The 21,452-nt window shown below is 62.2% G+C and carries 16 protein-coding genes and 1 pseudogene (1 of these 17 only partly in view); 11 read left to right on the top strand and 6 right to left on the bottom strand.

The genetic code is table 11. The features are described 5' to 3' along the window. Positions 1 to 123 precede the first annotated feature (123 nt). The 4 genes from larB to larC all read left to right on the top strand — a co-directional run bounded on the left by larB (position 124) and on the right by larC (position 3,930). Positions 124 to 873 carry a nickel pincer cofactor biosynthesis protein LarB gene (larB, locus tag FVQ81_08730; GenBank protein MBW7996632.1) on the top strand — a complete coding sequence of 250 codons (750 nt, stop codon included), beginning with the start codon at positions 124 to 126 and terminating at the stop codon, positions 871 to 873. 57 nt (positions 874 to 930) lie between these two features. Then, positions 931 to 1,785, top strand: coding sequence for an ATP-dependent sacrificial sulfur transferase LarE (gene larE / locus FVQ81_08725; GenBank protein MBW7996631.1), 855 nt, complete (start codon positions 931 to 933; stop codon positions 1,783 to 1,785). A gap of 120 nt (positions 1,786 to 1,905) precedes the next feature. After that, complete coding sequence (locus tag FVQ81_08720) at positions 1,906 to 2,628, top strand: hypothetical protein (protein MBW7996630.1); 723 nt, start codon at positions 1,906 to 1,908, stop codon at positions 2,626 to 2,628. 81 nt (positions 2,629 to 2,709) lie between these two features. After that, entirely contained in the window at positions 2,710 to 3,930 is a 1,221-nt protein-coding gene (gene larC / locus FVQ81_08715) for a nickel pincer cofactor biosynthesis protein LarC (GenBank protein ID MBW7996629.1), read from the top strand. A 62-nt stretch (positions 3,931 to 3,992) separates the two neighbouring features. Here the strand turns inward: larC and FVQ81_08710 are convergent, their stop codons facing one another. The 6 genes from FVQ81_08710 to FVQ81_08685 form a co-directional block, all read right to left on the bottom strand. Further along, complete coding sequence (locus tag FVQ81_08710; GenBank protein MBW7996628.1) at positions 3,993 to 4,574, bottom strand: hypothetical protein; 582 nt, start codon at positions 4,572 to 4,574, stop codon at positions 3,993 to 3,995. 3 nt (positions 4,575 to 4,577) lie between these two features. Next, positions 4,578 to 5,168, bottom strand: a complete 591-nt coding sequence (locus FVQ81_08705) for a hypothetical protein (GenBank protein MBW7996627.1) — start codon at positions 5,166 to 5,168, stop codon at positions 4,578 to 4,580. 196 nt (positions 5,169 to 5,364) lie between these two features. Further along, positions 5,365 to 6,999 carry a DUF5060 domain-containing protein gene (locus FVQ81_08700; GenBank protein ID MBW7996626.1) on the bottom strand — a complete coding sequence of 545 codons (1,635 nt, stop codon included), beginning with the start codon at positions 6,997 to 6,999 and terminating at the stop codon, positions 5,365 to 5,367. A gap of 77 nt (positions 7,000 to 7,076) precedes the next feature. Further along, positions 7,077 to 7,625 (bottom strand): hypothetical protein, encoded by a 549-nt coding sequence (locus tag FVQ81_08695; protein MBW7996625.1) that lies wholly within the window; start codon positions 7,623 to 7,625, stop codon positions 7,077 to 7,079. Between the two features lie 199 nt (positions 7,626 to 7,824). Further along, positions 7,825 to 8,790: an acyltransferase gene (locus FVQ81_08690; protein MBW7996624.1), complete on the bottom strand. Its 966-nt coding sequence runs from the start codon at positions 8,788 to 8,790 to the stop codon at positions 7,825 to 7,827. A 155-nt stretch (positions 8,791 to 8,945) separates the two neighbouring features. Continuing rightward, the gene (locus FVQ81_08685; protein ID MBW7996623.1) at positions 8,946 to 10,322 is read right to left on the bottom strand and encodes a hypothetical protein; all 1,377 of its coding nucleotides are present in this window, start codon (positions 10,320 to 10,322) and stop codon (positions 8,946 to 8,948) included. Between the two features lie 462 nt (positions 10,323 to 10,784). Between FVQ81_08685 and FVQ81_08680 the strand changes: the two genes are divergently transcribed. The 7 genes and pseudogenes from FVQ81_08680 to FVQ81_08650 form a co-directional block, all read left to right on the top strand. Then, positions 10,785 to 11,420 (top strand): DUF2975 domain-containing protein, encoded by a 636-nt coding sequence (locus FVQ81_08680; protein MBW7996622.1) that lies wholly within the window; start codon positions 10,785 to 10,787, stop codon positions 11,418 to 11,420. A gap of 19 nt (positions 11,421 to 11,439) precedes the next feature. After that, complete coding sequence (locus tag FVQ81_08675; protein MBW7996621.1) at positions 11,440 to 11,664, top strand: helix-turn-helix transcriptional regulator; 225 nt, start codon at positions 11,440 to 11,442, stop codon at positions 11,662 to 11,664. 89 nt (positions 11,665 to 11,753) lie between these two features. Next, on the top strand, positions 11,754 to 13,496 hold the full coding sequence (locus FVQ81_08670) for a DUF5060 domain-containing protein (GenBank protein MBW7996620.1): 1,743 nt from the start codon (positions 11,754 to 11,756) through the stop codon (positions 13,494 to 13,496). A gap of 83 nt (positions 13,497 to 13,579) precedes the next feature. Continuing rightward, on the top strand, positions 13,580 to 16,609 hold the full coding sequence (locus FVQ81_08665) for a PD-(D/E)XK nuclease family protein (protein MBW7996619.1): 3,030 nt from the start codon (positions 13,580 to 13,582) through the stop codon (positions 16,607 to 16,609). Then, complete coding sequence (locus FVQ81_08660; GenBank protein MBW7996618.1) at positions 16,602 to 19,814, top strand: AAA family ATPase; 3,213 nt, start codon at positions 16,602 to 16,604, stop codon at positions 19,812 to 19,814. The genes FVQ81_08665 and FVQ81_08660 overlap by 8 nt, the downstream gene beginning before the upstream one ends. A gap of 40 nt (positions 19,815 to 19,854) precedes the next feature. After that, positions 19,855 to 20,763, top strand: a complete 909-nt coding sequence (locus FVQ81_08655; GenBank protein ID MBW7996617.1) for a bifunctional molybdenum cofactor biosynthesis protein MoaC/MoaB — start codon at positions 19,855 to 19,857, stop codon at positions 20,761 to 20,763. Between the two features lie 64 nt (positions 20,764 to 20,827). After that, positions 20,828 to 21,452, top strand: a pseudogene (locus FVQ81_08650) (glycosyltransferase family 4 protein) (it continues 101 nt past the right edge of the window).

Raw genomic sequence — 21,452 nt, 5'->3', positions numbered from 1 at the left:
GGATTGAATCCAGGCTAATAAAGACCGTGTTGCAAGCGCCCGGGGTAATCCATGCGGCGACAGGCGGTATCGAGCCGGTCGGCCGCATGAGCGTTTCATTGTGTTACGACGGGAGGCAGACGGATGCACCCGGAGCGCGTACGGGAATTGCTGCAGGGAGTCAGGAACGGAAAGGTCGAGATCGAAGCGGCCATCGAGGAATTGAAGAACCTTCCGTTCGAGGACCTGGGGTTCGCGGTGGTAGACCATCACCGGGAGTTGAGAAACTCTTTCGCCGAGGTGATTTTCAGCCAGGGAAAAACCGTGGACCAGGTGGTAGCAATAGCCGGAAGCATCGTTTCACGGGGACAAAACCTGCTGGTCACCCGTTGTGACGACCGGACCGCTCAGGCCCTGCTGGAGGAATTCCCGAAAGCCTCTTACCACGAACAGGCCCGGGTGGTCGTGATGCCCCAGGCGCCGCCGCCGCCGATGCAGGGGTCAGTGGCCGTACTTTGCGCCGGAACCGCGGATATACCCGTGGCCGAGGAAGCCGCCGTGTGCGCTGAAGTGATGGGCAGCGAGGTGGGAAGATTCTATGATATCGGTGTGGCCGGTCTGCACCGCCTGCTGGCCCGCCGCAATGAAATCGCCGCTGCCAGGGTGCTGATCGTGGTGGCCGGGATGGAGGGCGCCCTGGCCTCGGTGGTGGGAGGGATATTCGACAAGCCGGTGGTCGCCGTGCCTACCAGTGTGGGCTACGGAGCGAGTTTCGGCGGAATTTCCGCTCTTCTGACCATGCTCAACAGTTGCGCCGCGGGAGTTACCGTGGTAAACATTGACAATGGATTCGGGGCGGCTTACGCGGCATCCCTGATAAACAAGCGGGTTTGACTGCTGAACTGCAAAAATAAGGCGGCGTCACCCAGCCGCAGATTCTGGAGTAAAGATATGACAGATGCAAACGCTGAAAAGGCGAGCGAAGGGCTCGAACGGCTGAACGGGCTGCTGAGGGAAATGGGCTCGGTACTGCTCGGCTTCAGCGCCGGTGTGGACAGCACTTTCCTGCTGTACGCCGCAGTGCAGGCGCTGGGCCGGGACAAGGTGCTGGCGGTGACGGGAAAAAGCAAAACCATCCCGCAGCACCAGATCGACGCGGCGGTCAAGTACGCGGAGTTGATCGGCGCCAACCACGAAATCGTCGACACCCGGGAACTGGAGAAGCCAGGTTTCCGGGATAACCCCACCGACCGCTGTTTCATGTGCAAAAGCGAGTTGTACAGTTGTTTGACCAAGGTGGCGCGGGATAAGGGATTCGAGGCCGTAATCGACGGGTCGAACGCCGATGATGTCAAGGACTACCGTCCCGGTATGAAGGCGACCAAGAAACTGGGAATCCGTTCGCCGATGATGGAAGCGGGACTGACCAAGGAGCAGATTCGCCTGCTCTCGAAACAGGCCGGTCTGCCTACCTGGTCAAAACCGGCGTTTCCCTGCCTCAGCTCCCGGATACCCTACGGGATGAAAATCACCGACGAGGCCCTCGTTCGCATCGACCAGGGCGAACAGTTTCTCAAATCGCTGGGGATGGAGGGACCGATCCGGGTGCGGCATCACGGCGACCTGGCGCGCATAGAACTGGATCCGCAGCAACTCTCCCGGATCATCAACCCTGAAACACGGGCCGGCATTGTCGCCAGGTTCAGGGAAATCGGCTACAAGTACGTCACGATCGACCTTCAGGGTTTCAGAAGCGGCAGCCTCAACGAAGTCATCGAAAGCATCAGCAACTCCGGTCAATCCTGAACTAAAGGCTAGCGCGAATCAGGCTTTACAGTGAAGGACTTGCAGGTCCATGAAGTAACACAATAGTTGATTTCGTAATACTCAATTGCCGGTACGCTTAATTCAACCCGCGAGGATATGTTGACTGGCGGCATGCTTACTCTTTCCGTAACGGCCCTGACTATCGGAGTTACGCATACTGTCCTGGGTCCCGATCATTATCTTCCGTTTGTAGCCCTGGCGCGCAGCAGGAACTGGAGCCGGACGCGCATGCTGATGGTTACGGGGCTCTGCGGGATCGGCCACGTTCTCGGCTCGATAGTTCTCGGCCTGGTGGGTCTGGCCGCGGGGATTGTCGTGGGGAGGCTGGAGGCTTTCGAGGCCATCCGCGGAGACCTGGCGGCCACGCTGCTGTTCAGTTTCGGCCTGGTATACATGCTCTGGGGTCTCTGGAAGTATTTCAAACCTACAGGACACAGCCATGCTTTAATGCACCGGGCGGGTGTCGCTCACGCCCATCCTCATGAACACGCGGAGATGGACGGACAAAGTAAAGCTGACGAGGGAACGGAAAATGATTCGAAGGGAACCGTCTGGATAATGTTCATCGTTTTTGTCCTGGGGCCCTGCGAGCCTTTGATTCCGCTGCTGATGTACCCGGCCAGCGAGAAAAATATTGCCGCGGTTATGGTCGTAGCCCTGGTTTTCGCGCTGGCTACGATCGGGACGATGTTCGTACTGGTCATAGTCCTGTCGGCGGGTCTCAAATCCCTGAATATCGGTCCGCTGGAGCGTCTCAGCCATTTTCTGGCCGGCGCGGCGATTACCCTCTGCGGCGCGGCGATCCTGTTCCTCGGTCTCTGAGAACTACGCGCCGGGGAATGATTATTTGCCTGGCTGATTTACGGTAAAGGCCTGACCGGCCCGAAGGAGATTACAGGAAGGATGAAGACTGCATATTTCGACATGTTTTCGGGTGTGAGCGGAGATATGGTTCTCGGCGCGCTGGTGGATAACGGTTTCCCAGGGGAAAAACTCCAGGAAACCGTAACAGCTCTCTCCCTGGAAGACGTCCGGATCGAGATCGGCCGGGATCAGTCGCATGGAATCATGGCCACCAGGGTGGAAGTCCATGCCGAGGAAGGCCGCCACCATCGGGGGCTGAAAGCAATCAACGCCATGATCGAGAAAAGTTCACTGCCGGACGAGGTGACCGAACTCGCGTGCCGGATTTTCCTGCGCCTCGGAGAGGCCGAGGCCGCGGTGCACGGGGTGGAGTTGGAATCAATCCATTTCCATGAAGTCGGTGCGCTCGATTCAATCGTCGATATTGTCGGCGCGGCGGCGGGACTGGTCCACCTTGGCATCGAGCGCTGCTATGCGGGACCTTTCAGGTTCGGCACCGGTTTTGTCGAGTTTTCCCATGGACGACTGGCCCTGCCCGTGCCGGCGGTGGCCAGGCTCACAAGCGGCTGTCCCGTGGAGCACACCGATGTGGAGGCGGAGCTTACCACACCCACCGGGGCCGCAATCGTTACCACCGTGGTCAAACCGGAAGATTTCAAGCCGGCCGGGACGCGGATCTTCAACCAGGTGGGTTACGGACTGGGCAGCCGCAAGCTGAAAGACCGCCCCAACCTGCTGCGTCTCCATCTCGGCGAGCAAACGGAACCGGAAGGCAAGGCCGGGGATGTAGCCGTGCTGGAATGCAATATCGACGACATGAACCCCGAATATTACGAACACCTGATGGAGACCCTGTTCGCCGCCGGAGCGCTGGACGTGTTCCTGGTGCCGGTCCAGATGAAAAAAAACCGTCCCGCCGTCTGGCTGAACGTGCTGGCCGAGGAAAAGGATGTGGACACTCTGTCTAACACGATTCTGGAAAATACGTCTGCAATCGGTTTGCGCTATCGCACGGTCAGCCGGATCACGCTGGAAAGATCCAGCCGGAAAATAAAGACGCCCTGGGGAGAAGTGACTGTCAAGGAAGTTCGTCTCCCTTCCGGTGAACTGAGAGTTAAACCCGAATACAATGACCTGAAAATTCTCGCGCGAAAGACCGGAGATACTCTGCTGGGCCTGGCCGGGAAAATCGAGGCATACCTGCGGAATGACCGGAAAATGGACGCTGCCGGCGACGACAGTCAAGCGCGGAAAGAATAAAAATCGGCTGAAAATGCGTCAGGGCGGCCAGGACCAATAATCTGATCCCGGCCGCCCTGTTTTTATTTCGTCAGCATCAGATACAGGATCATCGCCAGGGTGAAACCCACGCCGGTGACCAGCATCACCCAGCTCACCTTGTCGCGCTCGCGGGCGGTGGCCCAGACCCAGACCCCGCTGAGAGCGAACACGATGCAGCCCAGGCTCGCCAGATCGTACATCAGGCCCCAGAGCAGCCAGACAATGTTTCCGCTATAGCCGCGCATTCGATGGTAGCCGACCATCAAGCGGCTAAAATCCAACTGCGTGCGTTCGATTTCGACACTGGCCTTATCGGCCGCCAGGTGGGCCACCAGGTTAACTCCTGGACGGAAAAAGCGGTAACGGACGCGGCCGTCATCCACTGTCTGCACCGGCTGTGGCTTTCCGCCCAGGTCGAACTTGTCGGCGATCCACTCGCCGGCCTGGTCCAGGTCGAGCCCTGCGGGAATCTGCACCTGCTCCACGCGCGTGCTCTTGTCCGGGTCCTTGCTCGGGAACCAGTCATGCTTGATCATCACGAAGCCCGTGATGAAATACATCGCCACGAACGCCATCAGGCCCAGGCCGGAATAGAGGTGGATTTTTTTTATCGTTTCTTTCATGTCTCACCCCCAGATCCTGACAAAGATCATCAGCAGCACGGAACCGCCGGTAACCCCGGCGAGCATTATCCAGCCGATCAGTGTTTCGTCCTTACGCCTGCTCCAGAAATAGATCCCGCTGCCGCCGGCATACAGCACGAACAGCACGGAGATATATATGTAGTATTTCCAGAACTTCGTAAACGGTTTGCCGGGAACAGCTCCCAGCCAGTGCAGGCTGTTGAGCACCACAAGCGGCCCCTGGCGTAATTCCTCCACGCTGGCATGGGTGCGCTCGGGGTTGACAGCCACTCTGTATTCCTTACCCGGTCGATTGACTAAGAACTGGAACCGGTTGTCATCGCGGCGGTCGTACTCCCACCACGGGATCCAGCCGTCGAGATCGAGCGCCAGGCGAACCCGCTCGGCCAGCGCGCCGTCGTCGGTCGTATCGGCCACGGCGTCGAACTGCCGCTCCCAGCTTACCGCGTATTCGCCGGTATCGACAAAGCCGAAATGGTGGTTGAAATGCAGGCTGCTGAACCCGGTAATAATCAGGTACGGGGCACACAGCAGACCCAGCCAAATGTGCAGCTTGGAGAGATTCTTTCGCAAACCTGACCTCCGTTTTGAGTGGACGAAATGCTGTCAGCGGGCACAGTATCTTAAAAGTCTCAGCAGGCGAACATCTGGTACGGCGCCATCCCGGCAGTGAACCCGAACACGATCAGGACCGGCGCGCAGCAGTCCACACCACGAGTGGATTCTCGACAGGGCTTTTCTGATGAACTCCTCTTGTTGATATGGAGCATCAGTCGATCCTGGTTATCAGCGCGGCCAGGTCCTCGCTAAATTCCGGTGAGCCGAACACCAGCGCGTTGCCCCGGCTTTCGACCGTATCGGTTCCGCCCCATGTTCCGGCCGAGGGGTCGAACCAGCGTATTTCGAAAGTGCCGGGCCAGCTCCAGAAGTAAATGCCGCAACTCGTGGCGGTGTCATAGCCCGCGTAGTGGTGAAGGTACAGTACGCCGGTCGTGCCGTTTGACAGAGCGTAACGCGCCACGCCATCGCCCTGTTCGTAACCGCTCATCGCAGGGCGCATGTCCGCGGGAAGGTCTCTGGAGAAGGCATGGAAATTACGGAAGTAGCCCCGCGCCTCCCGGCCCAGGTACGCGTTCGCGTTGCCGGCGTCTGTGTGGGGCAGGGTGACTATTCCGCCCATGCTCCAGAACGTTACCGCGCTCTCGTACATGAAAGAGGTCCAGACAGCCACACGCCACTTGTCCGGGTCGCGGTTGGAAATCGTCCCCTTGTTGCCGAATTCAGTATACAGGACTGGTTTGCCCCAGCCTTTATGGCGGGCGAACTGGCGTTCCAGAATAAAGCCCGTTTCGTTGGCCGGGACCCGGACGTAAAGGTGTGGCGTAACCAGCTCGCACCACTCGGCGTAGGGGCGCTCGTAGCTGGTGGTCAGCAGGTGATCGTAGGGGTCCCGCTCACGCACGAAACCGGCAACCTCCTCCAGCCACTCGTCGGGCGTGTAAACGTCCTCGTTGAATATCTCCCAGATATCCGTATAAACGGCGTAACGGGCAACAATGTAGCGGAGGTAATGTTTTATCGCCGCCATCAGCTCCCGGTTCGAGCGGTCTTTCCAGCCTTCCATGGTCTTGCTGGGTCCGAATACGGTGGTGTCGGGTCCCCACAGGCTCATGTCCTGGAACGCGATCAGGATCGTGGCGAACCCGCGCGCATCCAGCAGGCGGTAGGTCTCGTCCAGCAGGCGGCAGACCTCCAGGTCGTAGCGGTAGAACCCCAGCTCGTCGGTCATGATCTCGCGGGCGCAGCCCTTGCGCGTGCCCTGCCCCAGTTGGATACGGAACAGGTTGGCCGCCCCCTGCATCTCGTCCAGATACTGGTCCATCGGCAGGGTGCGCCAGTTGCCCTCGCCGCGTAGAGGGCCATCCAGACCCGCGCCCGCCGCGCCGCAGGGCTGGATTCCGACCGGGTAGAACGGCGTGCCGTCCTCGAACGCCAGCCGGTAAGGGTTCTGCTCGCTGCGACGGACGAACCCGGCCGAGCGGTGCTGGTCCGCGCCCTCGCACTCGATTCCCACGCGGTTGTGGACCACTGTTTTGCCGTCACGGACCAGACTCAGCTCGGCGGTCCAGACACCCTCCTCATCCGGGGCGAAACGGAAGCGCCAGGTGGAGTCGCCATCATAGAACCCGTCCACCAGCGCGCTGCGGCCCGATTGCGGATGGCTGAACGAGGCGGTTGCTTCGATATCGGCGAACGGGTTAGCGAGCGGCGCGGAGTAGTGGACCGCCAGTTCGGCCACGCCGTTGCGGCCGACCGTCAGCTCGACCGGGGGCGAGGTTACTCGGCATGAAACAGGCAGGAAGAGCATAAGGGCGGTGATAAATATCCGGGTCAAGGTGGTCATGGGGGCTGCCTCGTGATGGAGTGGAGAGTCGTCGAGGATACGCCGCGACTCAGTCCCGAACAGAAAGGATATTGCAGTCAATCAGGAACAATGTCATTCAATTTCTTCGCCGGGACCGTGCCGGCTTTCACAGTTTCATCCGCGATGATTCCGGAAGCGCTATCTTCCTGCACGTGGTAGCGCATCCCGCGGACATGGCTGACAAACAGTTGCGGGTTGGTGGGGCTGATGTAAAACTTCCCGTCGTCGGTTGTCAGCTTGACCTTGTCGGTCAGCCGGTTGCTGAAATCTTTCGAGCCGAACCCGAGTGACAGCGTGTTCAGGTCGAAACCGACCTGATCGATCGACTTGATTTTATCCAGGACCACCTTTTTCTCGCTCCCGCCCCGGCGCAAAGTCAGCACCTCTCCGTCCAGCCGGTACGACGTATGATAGGCCGCATGGAACGCCCTGATCAGGACAACCAGAAACGTGCCCATGGAAAACAGGAATACCAGGTGGAATTCCCAGCCCGACGGGTCCTTGTCCGCGGCATGCCAGATGCTGGTAGCCAGAGTCAGGGCGGTGGACAGGACAAGAAACGCCAGGTAGTCCATCCCGGGTTCCGGTTTGTCTTCGAATGTCACTATCGGCCTCCCGGTTGCTCTTAACCTATCCTAACACTTACCCTCTATTATACAAGGGGGGAAGCGGCCTCCCCCTTTCGTAAAGGGGGATCGAGGGGGATTTATAATTCGCTTTTTTTCCTACTTTATTTGCAGGACACAGCACTAGTGCTGTCTTTCCCGGAGCAGCGCGATAAAGCGGTCCGGGTCTCTTCGCTGCTCAGACTCCTTCTCCATCGAAACGCACCTCTCGGGTCGGGCGTTCCCTGCCGGTCGATTCGGCCAGGCTGCCGTAGAGTTCCGGCCGCCGGGTGAGTATCCAGCGCTTGCCGGTGTTGCGCTCCAGCAGCACCGGGTCCAGCTCGGCGCTCACCATCTCGTCGCCGGCTTTCCAAGTCTCGGCCAGCACGCGGCCGTAGGTATCGAGGATCATCGCGTTGCCCGTGCGGACCTCGTCGTCGTCCACGCCCACGCCGTTGGCGAACACGTAGAACACGCCGTTGTCGTGAGCGCGCGAGGGCAGCCACCTCATCAGCCAGCCCCGGCCCTTGTCGCCTCGCAGTTCGGCTTCGATCTCCGCCGGGTTCTGCTGGCGGTTGTCCCATAACGCGCGGTCGATCAGGCCCATCGTGTGCGGATCGGGCGAGCGCACGCCGCCGGTCTGGTGGGGGGCCAGGATCACGGTTGCGCCCAGCAGCGCGGTGGCCCGGACATTTTCGACGATGTTATTGTCGTAACAGGTCAGCACGCCCAGCCGCCAGCCCGAGGGAGTGTCGAACACGGTGAACTCATCGCCGCTGTCCATGTGCTCGCTCACGAAACAGTGCAGCTTGCGGTGACTGTGGACCTGTCCATCGGGCAGGGCGATTACCCAGCTGTTGTACAGCCGGCCGTCGTTGGCCAGTTCCACCAGCCCCGCCCCGACAGCCATGTTGTGCTTTGCGGCCAGGCGCGCCAGTTCGCGCGTGGATGGCCCCGCCGGGACCGGCTCGGCCAGTTCGGTCAGCTCCCGGCGCGAGAGGTGGCGCAGGAAATAGTAGCCGGTGATACAGCATTCGGGGAAGACCACCAGATCGGCCCCGCGCTTTGCGGCCTTGGCGGTGAACCGGCGGATTTTATCCAGGTTGGCGTCCTTGTCGCCTGGAGCGTGCTCGAACTGGACAGCGGCGGCGCGGAGAGGTTTCATCGAGTGTGTGGGTCCGTTTAAGTGGAATGTATGACTGTGGTTGACCGCAGTTTACTAGAAGCTGCACTGGGTGGCAAGCATCTGAAATACACCAGCCGTTAAAGACGAGGAGAAATGATTTTAATTTCCTGCCCCGGCTAAAATCACCGGCAGTCTCATCCCCCGTACCAGGGTAAAAAATCCGGCTGGGCGGCCAGCAGCTCATCGGCCAGTTTTTCCGCAGCGCCCGCGCCCGCCACCGCCCCGTCGAGCATCAGGGCCTGCACGAATTTTGCCCGGCTGCCCTCCAATGCAGCTTCCACAATCATCTCGACAGCCTCAAGCCGGTTGCGGATCACCGCCGCCTGGGCGGAAGAAAGCTGCGAGGGCCGGATCGGGCGGAGTCCCTCGGCGCTGGCCACCGCCGGGCTTTCGATCACCGCGCCTGTCGGGAGATTCTCCACCTGGCCGCGGTTGGGCAGATTTGCCGAATAGACCCGCCCCCGGTTGCCGCGGATACTGCCGATAATCTCCATCACCTGCTCGTGCTCGCCGCTGCTGTGGCGGAAGAAACTCTCGTCCAGCTCGCCCGCGCTTTCGGCCTGCTCGCGCATGATCTCGTACTCGCGGTCCCCGGCGGCGATTGTGCGCTCGAAACTGTAGCTGTCCACCCCCAGGGTGCGGCCGTGGTAGGATCCTTGGCGAAGATACTGGAGGCCGAAAAACTCGGTGACGTGACGGTCCATCGCCGCGGGGAACGCCCCGAAAGAAAGCAGCAGCTGCCAGCTCACCGGGTTCAGTTCCTCGGGTTCGTCATCGGGACGGCGCCACTGCCAGTTGTCGAGGAAATTCTCCGCCAGATTGCCGTCCACCCATTCGCATTCCAGCTTCTCACGAGCGATTTGCTCCAGCCTGTCCGACATGTCTTTCCCGCCGGCGGCCACACGGGTGAACCAGGTGAGGTGGTTCAAGCCCACCGCCTGCCAGTCCAGTTCATCCTCCTGAACACCCAGTTGCTCCGAGAGGTACTTGGCCACCTCGCCCACTCCGTGGCAGAGGCCGGTCACGCTGGCGCCGGTGGCCCTGCGGATCGCCGTGCAGGTAGCGGTCATCGGGTTCGAGTAGTTGAAAAACAGCGCGTCCGGGCACAGTTCAAGCACGTCTTCGGCAATCGCCACCATCGCCGGGATCATCCTCAGCGCGCGGCTCATCCCGCCCGGCCCCACCGTGTCGCCGACAGGCTGGAAGATCCCGTACTTACGGGGAATCAGCACGTCCTGCTCCCAGGCCCGCCGTCCCCCCACCCCCACGGTGCAGACCACGGCCGTGGCGCCGGGCAGGAGATCGCGGCGCTCGGCGGATGCGGAGATAGTCACCGGCGCTCCGCTGGCGGCCACCATCTTGCGCGCCACTTTCTCCGCCACGGAGAGTGCCTCCGGGTCGATATCGACCAGGGCCAGCTCGGCCTCCCACTCAGCCCTCAGCAAATCCGCCACCAGCCCGCTGGTGAACATGGCGCTGCCCGCGCCGATCAGGACCACTTTTTCTTTCATCGTCGAGGCCCTCTAGGTTGCTGTAGTAAGATAATTGCTGAGTTCAATTGAGATTCATACTAGTGCGATTCTCAAAAGAAATGTCCACGTGAATAACCTTCGAAGAGCCGTTCCTTTCCGCGTAGGGGCGAGGCATGCCTCGCCCGCAAAGTATACAGTAGCCCAACAGCTTAACGGGCGAACACAAGGGAAAGCCCCTACGATTTCTTACGAACAATGGAAGTTATTCCGTACCATTCTCAGGATTTTCTTTCCTTTGCAAAAAAGACAAAACTTTCGAGAAACACTATAACAGGCCGCGGGCGGGGATGCAAAGATTTGGGCAGGGTGCGTTGAACTGGAACGAACTCCAGGTTAAAAATATTCTGCAACATTTATTGACAAACGATAAAAGATTAGCGATAATAGGTAAAAGACACCTGTCAACAACTGCTTATTACACCTTTGCCCGGAGAGCTTACAATGGCTGAAACGAGTGCGGTCAAGAAAACTCTGCTGACCAGGATTGCGGTAATCGTGGTGGATATTAATTGGTACGCCGGTTTGCTGGGGTTAACTTTTATGTTGATTGAAACGGCAATGACCGCTACCGGAGTCGGACCTGAGGGTATAGCAACCGCAACGCTGACTCTTAAATTCAATGAACAAGCCGCTGTGGGCAGTGCCGCATTGGAGGAAAGCCCTGTTGCTATTCAATACATGTCTGGCCCTGCAGTTCTTCGCGTAAATGAAAAGGCCAACAACTGGACACAGATGGCTGTCGTCCCGGTATCTTTCCTGTATCTTATCGTGGCTTTCATGTTACGTAAAATCGTCCGCACGGCGCGGGATGGTAGGCCGTTTACGTTCGATAACGTGCGGCGGGTCAGGTTGATCGGCATCATTATAGTACTCTATGGCCCGCTGCTTTCCCTGGTGTATTACCTTGTTTCTCTTGGCTATCTTGAATATCTGAAAATTCCGGGAGCCGAGGTAAGCGCCAGTTTCAATGTGGGTTGGACAATAAATCTTCCTCTTCTCGGCCTGCTGGTCCTGGTCCTGGCCCAGGTGTTCGACATGGGTGTGCGCCTGCAAAAAGACAGTGATCTGACAGTGTGACAATGGAAAACTGCAAAAAATGCCGATCTTAATCAATCTGGATCTAATGCTGGTCAAAAGAAAAATGTCCCTCACCGAGCTTGCCGGGCGCGTGGGGGTCACTATCGCCAACCTGTCGGTGCTCAAAACCGGCAAGGCCCGCGCGGTGCGGTTTTCCACCCTGGAGGCGATCTGCCGCGAGCTTGACTGCCAGCCGGGCGACATCCTGGAGTACACGCCGGACGACCACGAGCCGGGGGATTGATTTTGCCCCCCTCCTGCCTTAACTTGTCCCTGCCTGAGTTAAACAGTATCTGTCACAATCAGCCTGCACAGGTGGAGGACAAACCTGCCATGACCCGAATTTTGACTTATGCCGTCCTGCTTGCCGCCCTGACGTTATCGTTTTCCTGCGGTAAAGAAGCATTCGAGCTTGATCTGCCGCGCACGGGCGAGGTGCGCGTGCCGCTCTATGGCCTGTTCGAGACCTCGGTTACCAACAAGTCCCGTTACAGCAACCCGTTTTCCGATGTTACGCTCAACGCCAGCTTCACCTCGCCGAGCGGCCGCGTGGTCCGCTTCTGGGGTTTTTACGACGGGATAAACCTCTGGCGGCAGCGCTTCATGCCCGATGAACTCGGCACCTGGTTCTACTCGCTGAATTTCAGCGACGGCTGGCCGGGCGAGGTCGGCAGTTTCGAGTGCGTGGAAAAAGGCTCCCTGCCCGGTCCCTGGAAGCAGGACCCGGACAACCCGCGCTGGCTGACCGACTCGCACGGCGAACATTTCCTGCCCCTGGCGGTGTTCGCCGATTGCCATCTCACTCCCACCGACTGGCGCGACATGATCGCCTGGTGCGAGGCTCGCGGCTACAACACCCTGGTCGTACCCAATTTCAACACAACTGTCTGGGGCGATGGCTGGGGTAACCGGACCGCCTGGGCCACCAAGCCATCGGAAAAAGCCGAGTTTGTTAAAGAGGACCTCCATAAAATCGTGAATTACCAGCGGTTCAACCTCCCGATGTGGCGCGAATGGGACGAGATGATCCGCACCGCCGCCGCCGCGGGAATCTATCTCGGTTCGTTCGAGGGACCCTGCGGCAAGTTCGGCGGTCAGGAAAAGGGCAAGTACCCGCCGGATGAGCTCGTGTTCGAACCCAGGATTCACGACCGGTTCGACTCTGAGACCAACATCTCGCTGATGCGCTATTTCCTGGCGCGCCAGGCCGCGTTCTGGAATGTGGCCTACTGGTCGCTGGGCAACACCGAGGTCTTCGATTACTGCGTGGATGATAAGCAGGAGTTCCTCGAATACGGCAGGTTCTTCGCCTCGCTGACCCCGTTCGGCAGGATGATTACCGCCCAGGACTGCGAGCAGTGGCACAACGAGGACCGCCGCTGGCTGAGCGAACTGGATATCCCCGACAGCCGTAAACTGAACACCGTCCAGACTGCGGTCGGCAACTACAGCAACCCGGAGTGGCAGAAAGCCTCGCTGAACAACGCCCTGGCGCTCGATACCTGGGCCTCGCCGCCGGAATCGGGCGGTTTTCCGGTGATCGTCACCGAGGGTCTCTGGGAGGGCCAGGCGCGGGCGGAGAAACCGCTGAAAATAATCTGGAGTTTCTACGCCGCCGGCGCGCACACTGTCTGGGCCGACTGGCGCTACGAGAACAACGACCATACCTACGGCTCCATCGGCCGCAGCTGGGCGCCGGCCAAGCCGCTGGAGCGCCACCTGTTCGGTCTCCGTCAGTTGGGGGCAGATTGTGTGGGCGACGAGCAGCTCGCGCTGGCGGCGGAGCATATCAAACGCTACGAGTACTGGAAGATGGAGCCGCACAACGAGCTGGTCCAGGGCGGCGGCGAGGCCTACTGCCTGGCCGAACCGGGCCGTCAGTACATGGTCTACGCCCCGGCCGGCGGAAAAATCAGCCTGGACTTGAGCGAAGCAACCGGCAAACTGAGCGCCCGCTGGTTCGACCCCCGTGACGGGAGCTACGGCGAGCCGTTCACTGTCTCCGGCGGCGGGGTCGGGACATTCACCGCGCCCGGCGCCGAGGACTGGGTGCTGAGTATCGGGGCCGGACAGTAACACACCGGGCGATCCGGAGGCTGCCGCATGACTACTCCTTGGGCCGGGAGGTTCCGCCTGCCCGGCTGGTTCGGATTCCGGCTATGAATACTCTCACCAGTGCGATCGCCGATTTCTGCCGCACGCATCCCGCCGATGAGAAATGGCTGATCGCGCCCACCCGCCGGGTCGGCTACCAGTGGATCGATTCCGTAGCGGCTGGCGATTGTCCAGTCCTGAACCTGCATGTCCGCACCCTGCGCGGCGCTGCCGCCTCGCTGGCCGCCCCCCGGCTCGAGAGCGGCGGGTTCGAAATCCTCAACTCGCGCAGCGCGCTGCTGCTCACCGGCAGGCTCTTCCAGTCCCGGCGCACCGGTGAAGGCGGCTATCTGTTTTCCCTCCGGCCCACTCCCGCGCTGATTGCCCGATTCAGCCGCCTGCTCGAGGAATTCCGTCTGGCCGGGCTTAAACCCGACGAGCTGGCGGGCAGGGCCTTCGAAAACGGGCTGAAAGGCCGGGAACTCTCAGCTCTGCTCGAAAACTATCTCGAATTCCTCGAACGCGAAAAGCTGGCCGACTATGCCGGGCTGCTGCGGATGGCTGCCGCTGAACTAAAGCGGGAACGGGCGAACCTGCCGCTCCTGCTTCTGCCGGAGGATTCCGAGCTGACTGTCATGGAAAGCGGGTTTCTGGACTCGCTGCCCGGGGGCAGGGTGGAGCGCCTGCCGGTGGACTCGCCCGCTGAGGGCTGCGGCTGGGAAAAAGAGGCGGGGAATGACTGCCGTTTCCGGGATAGCACGGTCGGGACGGGAGCGGAAATAGTGCGGGCGGTCGGTCCGGCCAACGAGGTCCGCGGTGTCCTGCGGCGGATAATTTCAGCGGGAATTCCGCTTGAGCAGGTGGAACTGGTCCATCCAGACCGGGAAACATATCCACAGCTGGTCTATGAACTTCTCCAGGAGTCCCTGCCGGAGTCTCTGCTGCGTGGCGACAGCCTGCCGGTTACGTTCGCCGAGGGTGTCCGGTCGCGGCTGACCCGACCGGGCCGGCTGCTGGCCGCCTGGCTGCGCTGGGTCGAATCGGGGTTCGCCATGCAGGGGATTGCCGAGATGGTGGGCGAGGGTCTGCTGCTGCCGCCCGGCTCCGATGACAACCAGCTCCCTTACGCTTTCCTGGCCTCGCAGCTCGAATCCCTGCCGGTCGGCAAGGGACGGGACCGCTGGATCAGGCTGCTCGGCCAGCGGGTGAATAATCTCGGACGGCGGCGGAAAAATGATCGCGGCGGTGTCGAACCTCGTCAACTGGAAGCGGCCCGGCTGCTGCGAGATACCGTTTCATCCCTGCTGGAAATCAGCCCGGAAAGCGGCGGCGATGAGGAACAGCTTGTCGCGGGCGCGTGCCGTCTGATCGAGGATTTCGCGGCCCATCCCACCGAACTCGACACCTATGCCCGCCGCGCCCTGCTGGACCGCCTGACCGGGCTGCGTGACTGGCGGCAGGTCCACGGCGGCGGGATCGAGGCGGCTGCCTACCTGGCCGAGCTGGCCGGTGAAGTGCCGGTGATGGGTAACGCGCCGCAGCCGGGCAAACTCCACGTGGCGGGTATAATCTCCGGCGGCCATTCCGGCCGGCCGCTGAGCGTGGTGCTGGGCATGGACGATACCCGCTGGCCTCCGTCTGGCGGCCAGAACCCGCTGCTGCTCGATAGCGAACGTCAGCGCCTCAGCCCCGGCCTCGCCACCTCGCTCCAACGCCAGCAGCGCGCAGAGCGCGAACTGGGTCTTCTGCTGGCCCGCCTGCGGGGACGGGTGATTCTCTCGTTCTCCTCCAGCGATCCGCAGGATGGCCGCGAGCTGTTTCCCGCTCCGGCGCTCCTGCCCGTCTACCGCTCGCTCTGCGGCGACAGCGGCGCGGGTCAGAAACAGCTGCTGGAGTCGCTGGCGGCGCCCTCCTCGTTTGCGCCGCCGGAGGCGGGGATGGCCTGCCGCGAGACCGACTGGTGGCTGGCCCGGCTGCTGAGTAACCGCAGCGGGGAATCGCGAACGCTGCTCGGGGAACATTTTCCCCATCTCGTGCGCGGGGAAGAGGCCGTCCGCGCCAGATTGTCCACGTCATTCGGCGTGTACGACGGGTTGCTCGCGGAGGCCGGGGCGGAACTCGACCCGTACTCCGGGGATGGGCCGGTGCTCTCGGCCAGCGGCCTGGAAACCCTGGGAGCCTGCCCCCGTCGCTACTACTACCGCTACGTGCTGGGCCTCGAGGAGCCTTGCGAACCCCCGCCGCCGTCCCAGTGGCTCGACCCCGCCGCCGCCGGCCAGCTGGTCCATCAGGTGTTGCACCGCTTCCTGGAGCGGCTCCTGGAGGACGGTGTCCTGCCGGAGAATTCCCCCGGACAGCGCGAGCTGATCGCCGCAATCGCCGCGGAATCGCTGGCGGAGTTCAGGGTCGAGTTCCCCGTGCCGGGCGAGGCCGCGGCCCAGGCGCGCCGCAACTGGCTGCTGCAGGCCTGCCGGGTGTTCCTGGTCGAGGAGGCGGAATATTGCACCAGGCACGTACCCCGCTGGCTGGAGACATCGATTGGACTGGCGGCCGAGGGCAGCGATGAGCTGGGCTGTGACACGCCGCTGCCGCTGGCGCTGCCCGGCGGGACAGTCAGGGTCCGCGGCCGGGTGGACCGGATCGACAGCCTGAAAGACGACGGGAACCGGTTTACGGTTACCGATTACAAGTCAGGCGGCACTTTCAGCTACAGCATTCCTAGGCCGTTCAACGGGGGGCGGCGGGTCCAGCATGCACTGTATCTGGCGATGGTGCAGGTCCGGCTCGATAAGCTCCGGCCAGGCGCCGCTGCCGACAGGTTCCGCTATTTCTTCCCGGCCGGCGGCGGACGCGGAGAGGCTGTCGTATGGACAGCGGGAGATTTGCGGCGGGGACGGGAACTGCTCGATTCACTCTGCGGGATCAGCCGCCAGGGAGCGTTCGCGGCCTCCGAGGATACAGCCGACTGCCGCTACTGCGCCTACCGGAAAATCTGCGGCGATGTCGAAACCCAGGCCGCGGCCCAGGCGCGCAAGCTGGAGGACCCAGCCAACGATGTGCTGAAGAATGTCCGCCGGGTGAGGACCTATGACTGAGCGCGCAGCGAACATCAGGGACGCCACCCAGCGCGAGACGATCCTCACCGATCTCGAACGGAATTTCCTGGTCGAGGCCGCCGCCGGGACCGGCAAGACCACCAGCATGGTGGGCCGGATGGTGGAACTGGTGGCCACCGGCCGCTGCGCTGTGGAGCAGATGGCGGCTGTCACATTCACCCGCAAGGCCGCCGGCGAGCTGCGGACCCGTTTCCGCGAGCAACTTGAAAAGCGTCTCGAACCGCCAGACAATCAGGAAACAGGCGAACGGGCGGAGAGAATAGCGAAGGCGCTGGAACAGCCCGGCCTCGGCTTTGTGGGCACGATCCATTCCTTCTGCGCCCGGCTGATCCGCGAGCGGCCGGTGGAAGCCGGAGTCGACCCGGATTTCCGCGAGATCGAGCAGGAGGAGGACGAGCAGCTGCGGGCCGAGTGCTGGCACGAGTTTATCGCCGGGCTGATCGCCGGTTCCGACCCCGCGCTGAGCGAACTCGACCGGCTGGGTATTCTACCCTCGGACCTGGAGCGGGCCTACTCGATTTTTTGCGATTACCCCGATATCGACCGCTGGCCGCTGCCCCCGGAGATCGAGCCGCTGACGGCCGGGGAGCTGGACAGGGTACTGGCCCCCCGGATCGAGCGAATCGGGCGGTTGCTGAGGGAGCTGCGGCTGCCGCCGGACACCGGCAACGACAAGCTGATACCCCTGTTCCGCAAGCTGCTGCGGATGTTCTCCCAGGCGGACAGGAGCAGCCCCGCCGAGCTGGCGGAAATTCTGACCGCCTGCCGTCCCCGGACGGTTGTCCGGAAAATCTGGCCGGACAGTCAAAGGGCGGTCCGTGAGCGGGATGAATGGGAGGAGTTCTGCACTCGCGAGGCGGAACCCCTGCTCGCGCGCTGGCGCGCCATGCGCTATACGGCCTCCATGGAGCTTCTGCACAGGGCCGCCGACTATAACCGTCACGGCAGACTGCAGAGCGGCCGGCTGAATTTTACCGACCTGCTGCTTGCCGCGCGGGATTTGCTGGAGAACAGCCACGAGGCCAGGAGCTATTTCGCCCGCAGGTTCACCCACCTGCTGGTCGATGAGTTCCAGGATACGGACCCGGTGCAGGCGGAAATCATGCTGCTGCTCACAGCGGAAGACCCGGCTGAGACGGACTGGACCCGATGCAGGCCGCGTCCGGGAGCGCTGTTCGTGGTCGGAGATCCCAAGCAGTCGATCTACCGCTTCCGCCGGGCCGATATTGTCACCTACGAGCAGGTCCGGGACAGGATCAGGGACAGCGGCGGCGAGGTGCTGCTGCTGTGGTCCAATTTCCGCACTAAACGCGAGGTTGTCGGCTGGGTTAACGATCAGTTCGCGGACAACTTCGGCGGCGATCTCTACTCGCCGGAGTATGTGAGGCTCGAACCGGCCCGCGATGACCCGGAGGGGGGGAGGGTGGAGCAGTTGTGGCTGGATGAGGCCGGATCGGAAAGCAACAGCAGTGTCCGCGCCGTGGAGCCGGGGATTGTCGCCGCCGCTGTCCGCGATATTCTGGAACGGGCAGGTGACGGCGAAGTCCCCCGCGTGATGGTGCTGACCTGGCGCCGCGCCGGTCTCGCTCTTTACTCCGCCGCGCTGGACAGGCTGGGTATTGCCAACCAGGTGTCCGGCGGCAGTTCCCTGGGTCTGCTGCCCCAGGTGCGGCAGCTCTGGCTGACGGCCTCGGCCGCGGCCCGTCCAGAGGACCCGCTGACACTGGTGGCCGCCCTGCGCAGCGAGGCGTTCGGGTTCAGCGACCCCGCATTGTACGAGCTGGTGCGCAACGACGGCGTGTTCCGCTACCTGGATGACAAGCTGCCCCCCGGTCTGAAACCGGAGGCAGCGGAAAGTTACCGTGACGCTTTCGCCCGGCTTAAACGCTACGCGAGATGGCTGGAAAAACTGGCACCGGTGGCCGCGCTGGAGCGGATCGCGGCGGACATGGGACTGTTCGCAGCCGCCGCTGCCGCCCGGGGAGGCAACCAGAGAGCGGGTGGACTGGCGCGGGCGCTGGAGATTGTCCGCGGCCGGGAGCAGGCCCGGAACTCGGTCACCGGGGTGCTCGAGCTGCTGCGCCGTCTGGCCGAAGGCGAACTTGAGGCCGACAGCACGGAGGCCCGTCCGGGCGACGAGCGGCCGGTGGCGGTGATGAACCTGCACAAGGCCAAGGGACTGGAGGCCGACGTGGTCTTCCTGGCGGACCCGACCGGCTTCAGCGCCAGGCGTACGGTCGAGGTCCACGTGGACCGCTCCGGCGCGGAGAGCCGCGGCTTTCTGGCGATCAGCCGTCAGAACCCGTTCGGCGGACCCGGCGAACTGCTGGCTTCCCATCCCGACTGGCCGGACAAAATGGACGAGGAGCGGAAGTTTCTGGAAGCCGAGCGGGTCAGGCTGCTCTACGTGGCCGCCACCCGCGCCCGCGACCGGCTGGTTGTAAGCTCGCGTGAAAAGGGCGACCATCACAATCCCTGGAAGGATTTTCGTTCCGCGCTGGATGACTGCGACCGGCTTGATTACGGCAACCTTAACGACCCCCTGGCAGATGCCGGGAAAGGTTGTGGTGACGGCGATTTGCAAGCGCATCCGCCGGAACTGGCCGCGGCCTGGGAACGGGTTGCCGTCCCCGGTTACGAGCTGGACCAGGCCAAGCGCCTGGCGCTCTCGGGTAGTCTGTCTCATCCGGGCGCATCCGGTGAGCACGGCACCGAGTGGGGTCAGGCGGTTCATCTGCTGCTGGAGGCCGGCGCCCGCAAACCCGGCCAGGACCTGTCTCTGCTGGCCAGCCGGCTGCTTGATCCGGAGAACTGCGAGGGTATCGATATCGACAGCGCGGTCGACACGGCCCGCGCGGTGCTGGAGAGCGACTTGTGGCGCAGGGCCGCCGGGGCGCAGCGGGTGATGGCCGAGGTGCCGTTCGAGCTGGTCCGCTGGAACGAGCAGGGCGTGCCGGCAGTGGTGCGCGGGATGGTGGATCTGGCCTTTCGCGAGCCGGACGGCTGGGTGCTGGTGGACTACAAGACCGACCGTGACGCAGAGAGCCGTCTCGACGAGCTGACAGTCTATTACGCCGGGCAGCTCAGGTTCTATGCGGCCGCCTGGGAATCCGCAGTCGGGGAAAATGTCAAGGAGACAGGGCTCTATTTCACTGGCCCGGGATTATACAAGACAATAGATTGAACAACAGAAACAGGGCTGAATCAGCGGAGGTGGAGAAGCTATGAGGGATATCTCGCGGAAATTCGAAACCCTGCGCACCGCGGTCGCGGTCTCGAGTGTCAGGTTGTCCCCGGCGACGGTGGCGCTGGTGCGCGACGGCGGCCTTCCCAAGGGCGATCCCCTGCCGGTGGCCAAGGTGGCCGCTGTCCAGGCAGCCAAGGAAACGTCACGGCTGATCCCTTACTGCCATCCGGTGGCGGTGGATTTTGTCGGGGTGGAGTTCACGGTGGGCGAGGACGGTATCGACTGCCGGGTGGAGGTCAAGGCGATCCATCGCACGGGAGTGGAAATGGAGGCGCTGACCGGAGCCTCGGTGGCCGCGCTGACAATCTACGATATGGCGAAAATGGTCGATGACAACCTGGAGCTGGGCGAGGTGCGCCTGCTGTCGAAACGCGGGGGGAAATCGGACTACAATCCCCCGATCGAGGGTGAGCCGAAAGCGGCCGTGCTGGTGATATCCGACCGCGCCGCCGCCGGTACGCGGGCGGACAAGTCCGGCGGACTGATCGCCGGACGGCTGGAGGAGGAGGGGTTCCTGGTGGACGATATCCGGGTGGTGCCGGATGACCCCGAAGAAGTGGAGCGCGCCCTGCTGGAATACGCAGACGGCCGCAAACTAGAGCTGGTGCTGACTACCGGAGGCACGGGTCCCGGACCCAGGGACAACACTCCCGAGGTGACTCGTCGCCTGGTCGAGCGGCCGGCTCCGGGAATCGCCGAAGCGGCCCGCGCCCACGGACAGCTCCGCCTGCCGTTCTCGATGCTCTCCCGCGGGGCGGCCGGTATCCGGGGACGGACCCTGATAATCAACCTTCCCGGCTCGCCATCGGCCGTGGAAGAGTACCTGGACTGCCTGCTTCCGGCGGTCAAACACGGCCTGCGGATGATTAGCGGGGGAGACCACTGAGAGAACCCCGTCAGCGGTGGATCGCCAATATCTTTACTTTTCCAGTCGGCTGTAAGGAACCGCATTGAAATTACTGGCGCTGACAGAGGGTACCCGGACCGCGCCTGCGAGCAGGATCAGGGTCTACGACCTGCTCGACCGTCTGCGCAACGACGGCGTTTTGAGCTACACGGCGCTCAGCTACACCTCGGATGGCTATTGCCGGCGTCTGGTTGACGGTCGCCGGATCGGGGCGCTCAGGGTTGTCCTCGAACAGTTTTGGCACCTGTGGTCAGTCGTCCGTCTGCTGGCCGGCGCAGCCACAGCCGATATTGTGCTGATCCAGCGCGTACTCTTTCCGGTCGGCCTGCAGAAGCTGATTCGCAGGATCAACCCGCGGGTGGTCTATGATTTCGACGACGCGGTCTACCTGCGCAGCGATATGCGCAATGTCAGGTTCAGCCACCAGGTCAGGACCGCGTCTGTCGTACTGGCGGTCAGCCGGCTGGCGGCCGATGAGGCGGTAAGCCGGGGGGCGTCGCCGGATAAAGTGCAGACAGTTTACACTCCGATTGCCTGTTCGCGTTTCGAGCCACGCACGGCATTCGATCCGGACTGCTTCACAGTCGGCTGGATCGGCTCGCCGGCCACCTCGCGTTATTTCGAAGCTGTCTGGCCGGAACTGGCTGAATTCGCCGGTCGCGAACAGG

It is taken from the genome of Candidatus Glassbacteria bacterium (assembly GCA_019456185.1).
GTDB lineage: Bacteria > Gemmatimonadota > Glassbacteria > GWA2-58-10 > GWA2-58-10 > JAJRTS01.
Note: the sequence above shows the minus strand (reverse complement) of the source record. Positions and strands in the feature narration are given on the sequence as shown.

Coding starts and splice junctions, on each gene's coding strand:
- FVQ81_08710 (MBW7996628.1), bottom strand. CDS start 4,574: ATGAAAGAAACGATAAAAAAAATCCACCTCTATTCCGGCCTGGGCCTG.
- FVQ81_08690 (MBW7996624.1), bottom strand. CDS start 8,790: ATGAAACCTCTCCGCGCCGCCGCTGTCCAGTTCGAGCACGCTCCAGGC.
- FVQ81_08665 (MBW7996619.1), top strand. CDS start 13,580: ATGAATACTCTCACCAGTGCGATCGCCGATTTCTGCCGCACGCATCCC.
- FVQ81_08700 (MBW7996626.1), bottom strand. CDS start 6,999: ATGACCACCTTGACCCGGATATTTATCACCGCCCTTATGCTCTTCCTG.
- FVQ81_08680 (MBW7996622.1), top strand. CDS start 10,785: ATGGCTGAAACGAGTGCGGTCAAGAAAACTCTGCTGACCAGGATTGCG.
- FVQ81_08675 (MBW7996621.1), top strand. CDS start 11,440: ATGCCGATCTTAATCAATCTGGATCTAATGCTGGTCAAAAGAAAAATG.
- larC (MBW7996629.1), top strand. CDS start 2,710: ATGAAGACTGCATATTTCGACATGTTTTCGGGTGTGAGCGGAGATATG.
- FVQ81_08670 (MBW7996620.1), top strand. CDS start 11,754: ATGACCCGAATTTTGACTTATGCCGTCCTGCTTGCCGCCCTGACGTTA.
- FVQ81_08660 (MBW7996618.1), top strand. CDS start 16,602: ATGACTGAGCGCGCAGCGAACATCAGGGACGCCACCCAGCGCGAGACG.
- FVQ81_08655 (MBW7996617.1), top strand. CDS start 19,855: ATGAGGGATATCTCGCGGAAATTCGAAACCCTGCGCACCGCGGTCGCG.
- FVQ81_08685 (MBW7996623.1), bottom strand. CDS start 10,322: ATGAAAGAAAAAGTGGTCCTGATCGGCGCGGGCAGCGCCATGTTCACC.
- larE (MBW7996631.1), top strand. CDS start 931: ATGACAGATGCAAACGCTGAAAAGGCGAGCGAAGGGCTCGAACGGCTG.
- larB (MBW7996632.1), top strand. CDS start 124: ATGCACCCGGAGCGCGTACGGGAATTGCTGCAGGGAGTCAGGAACGGA.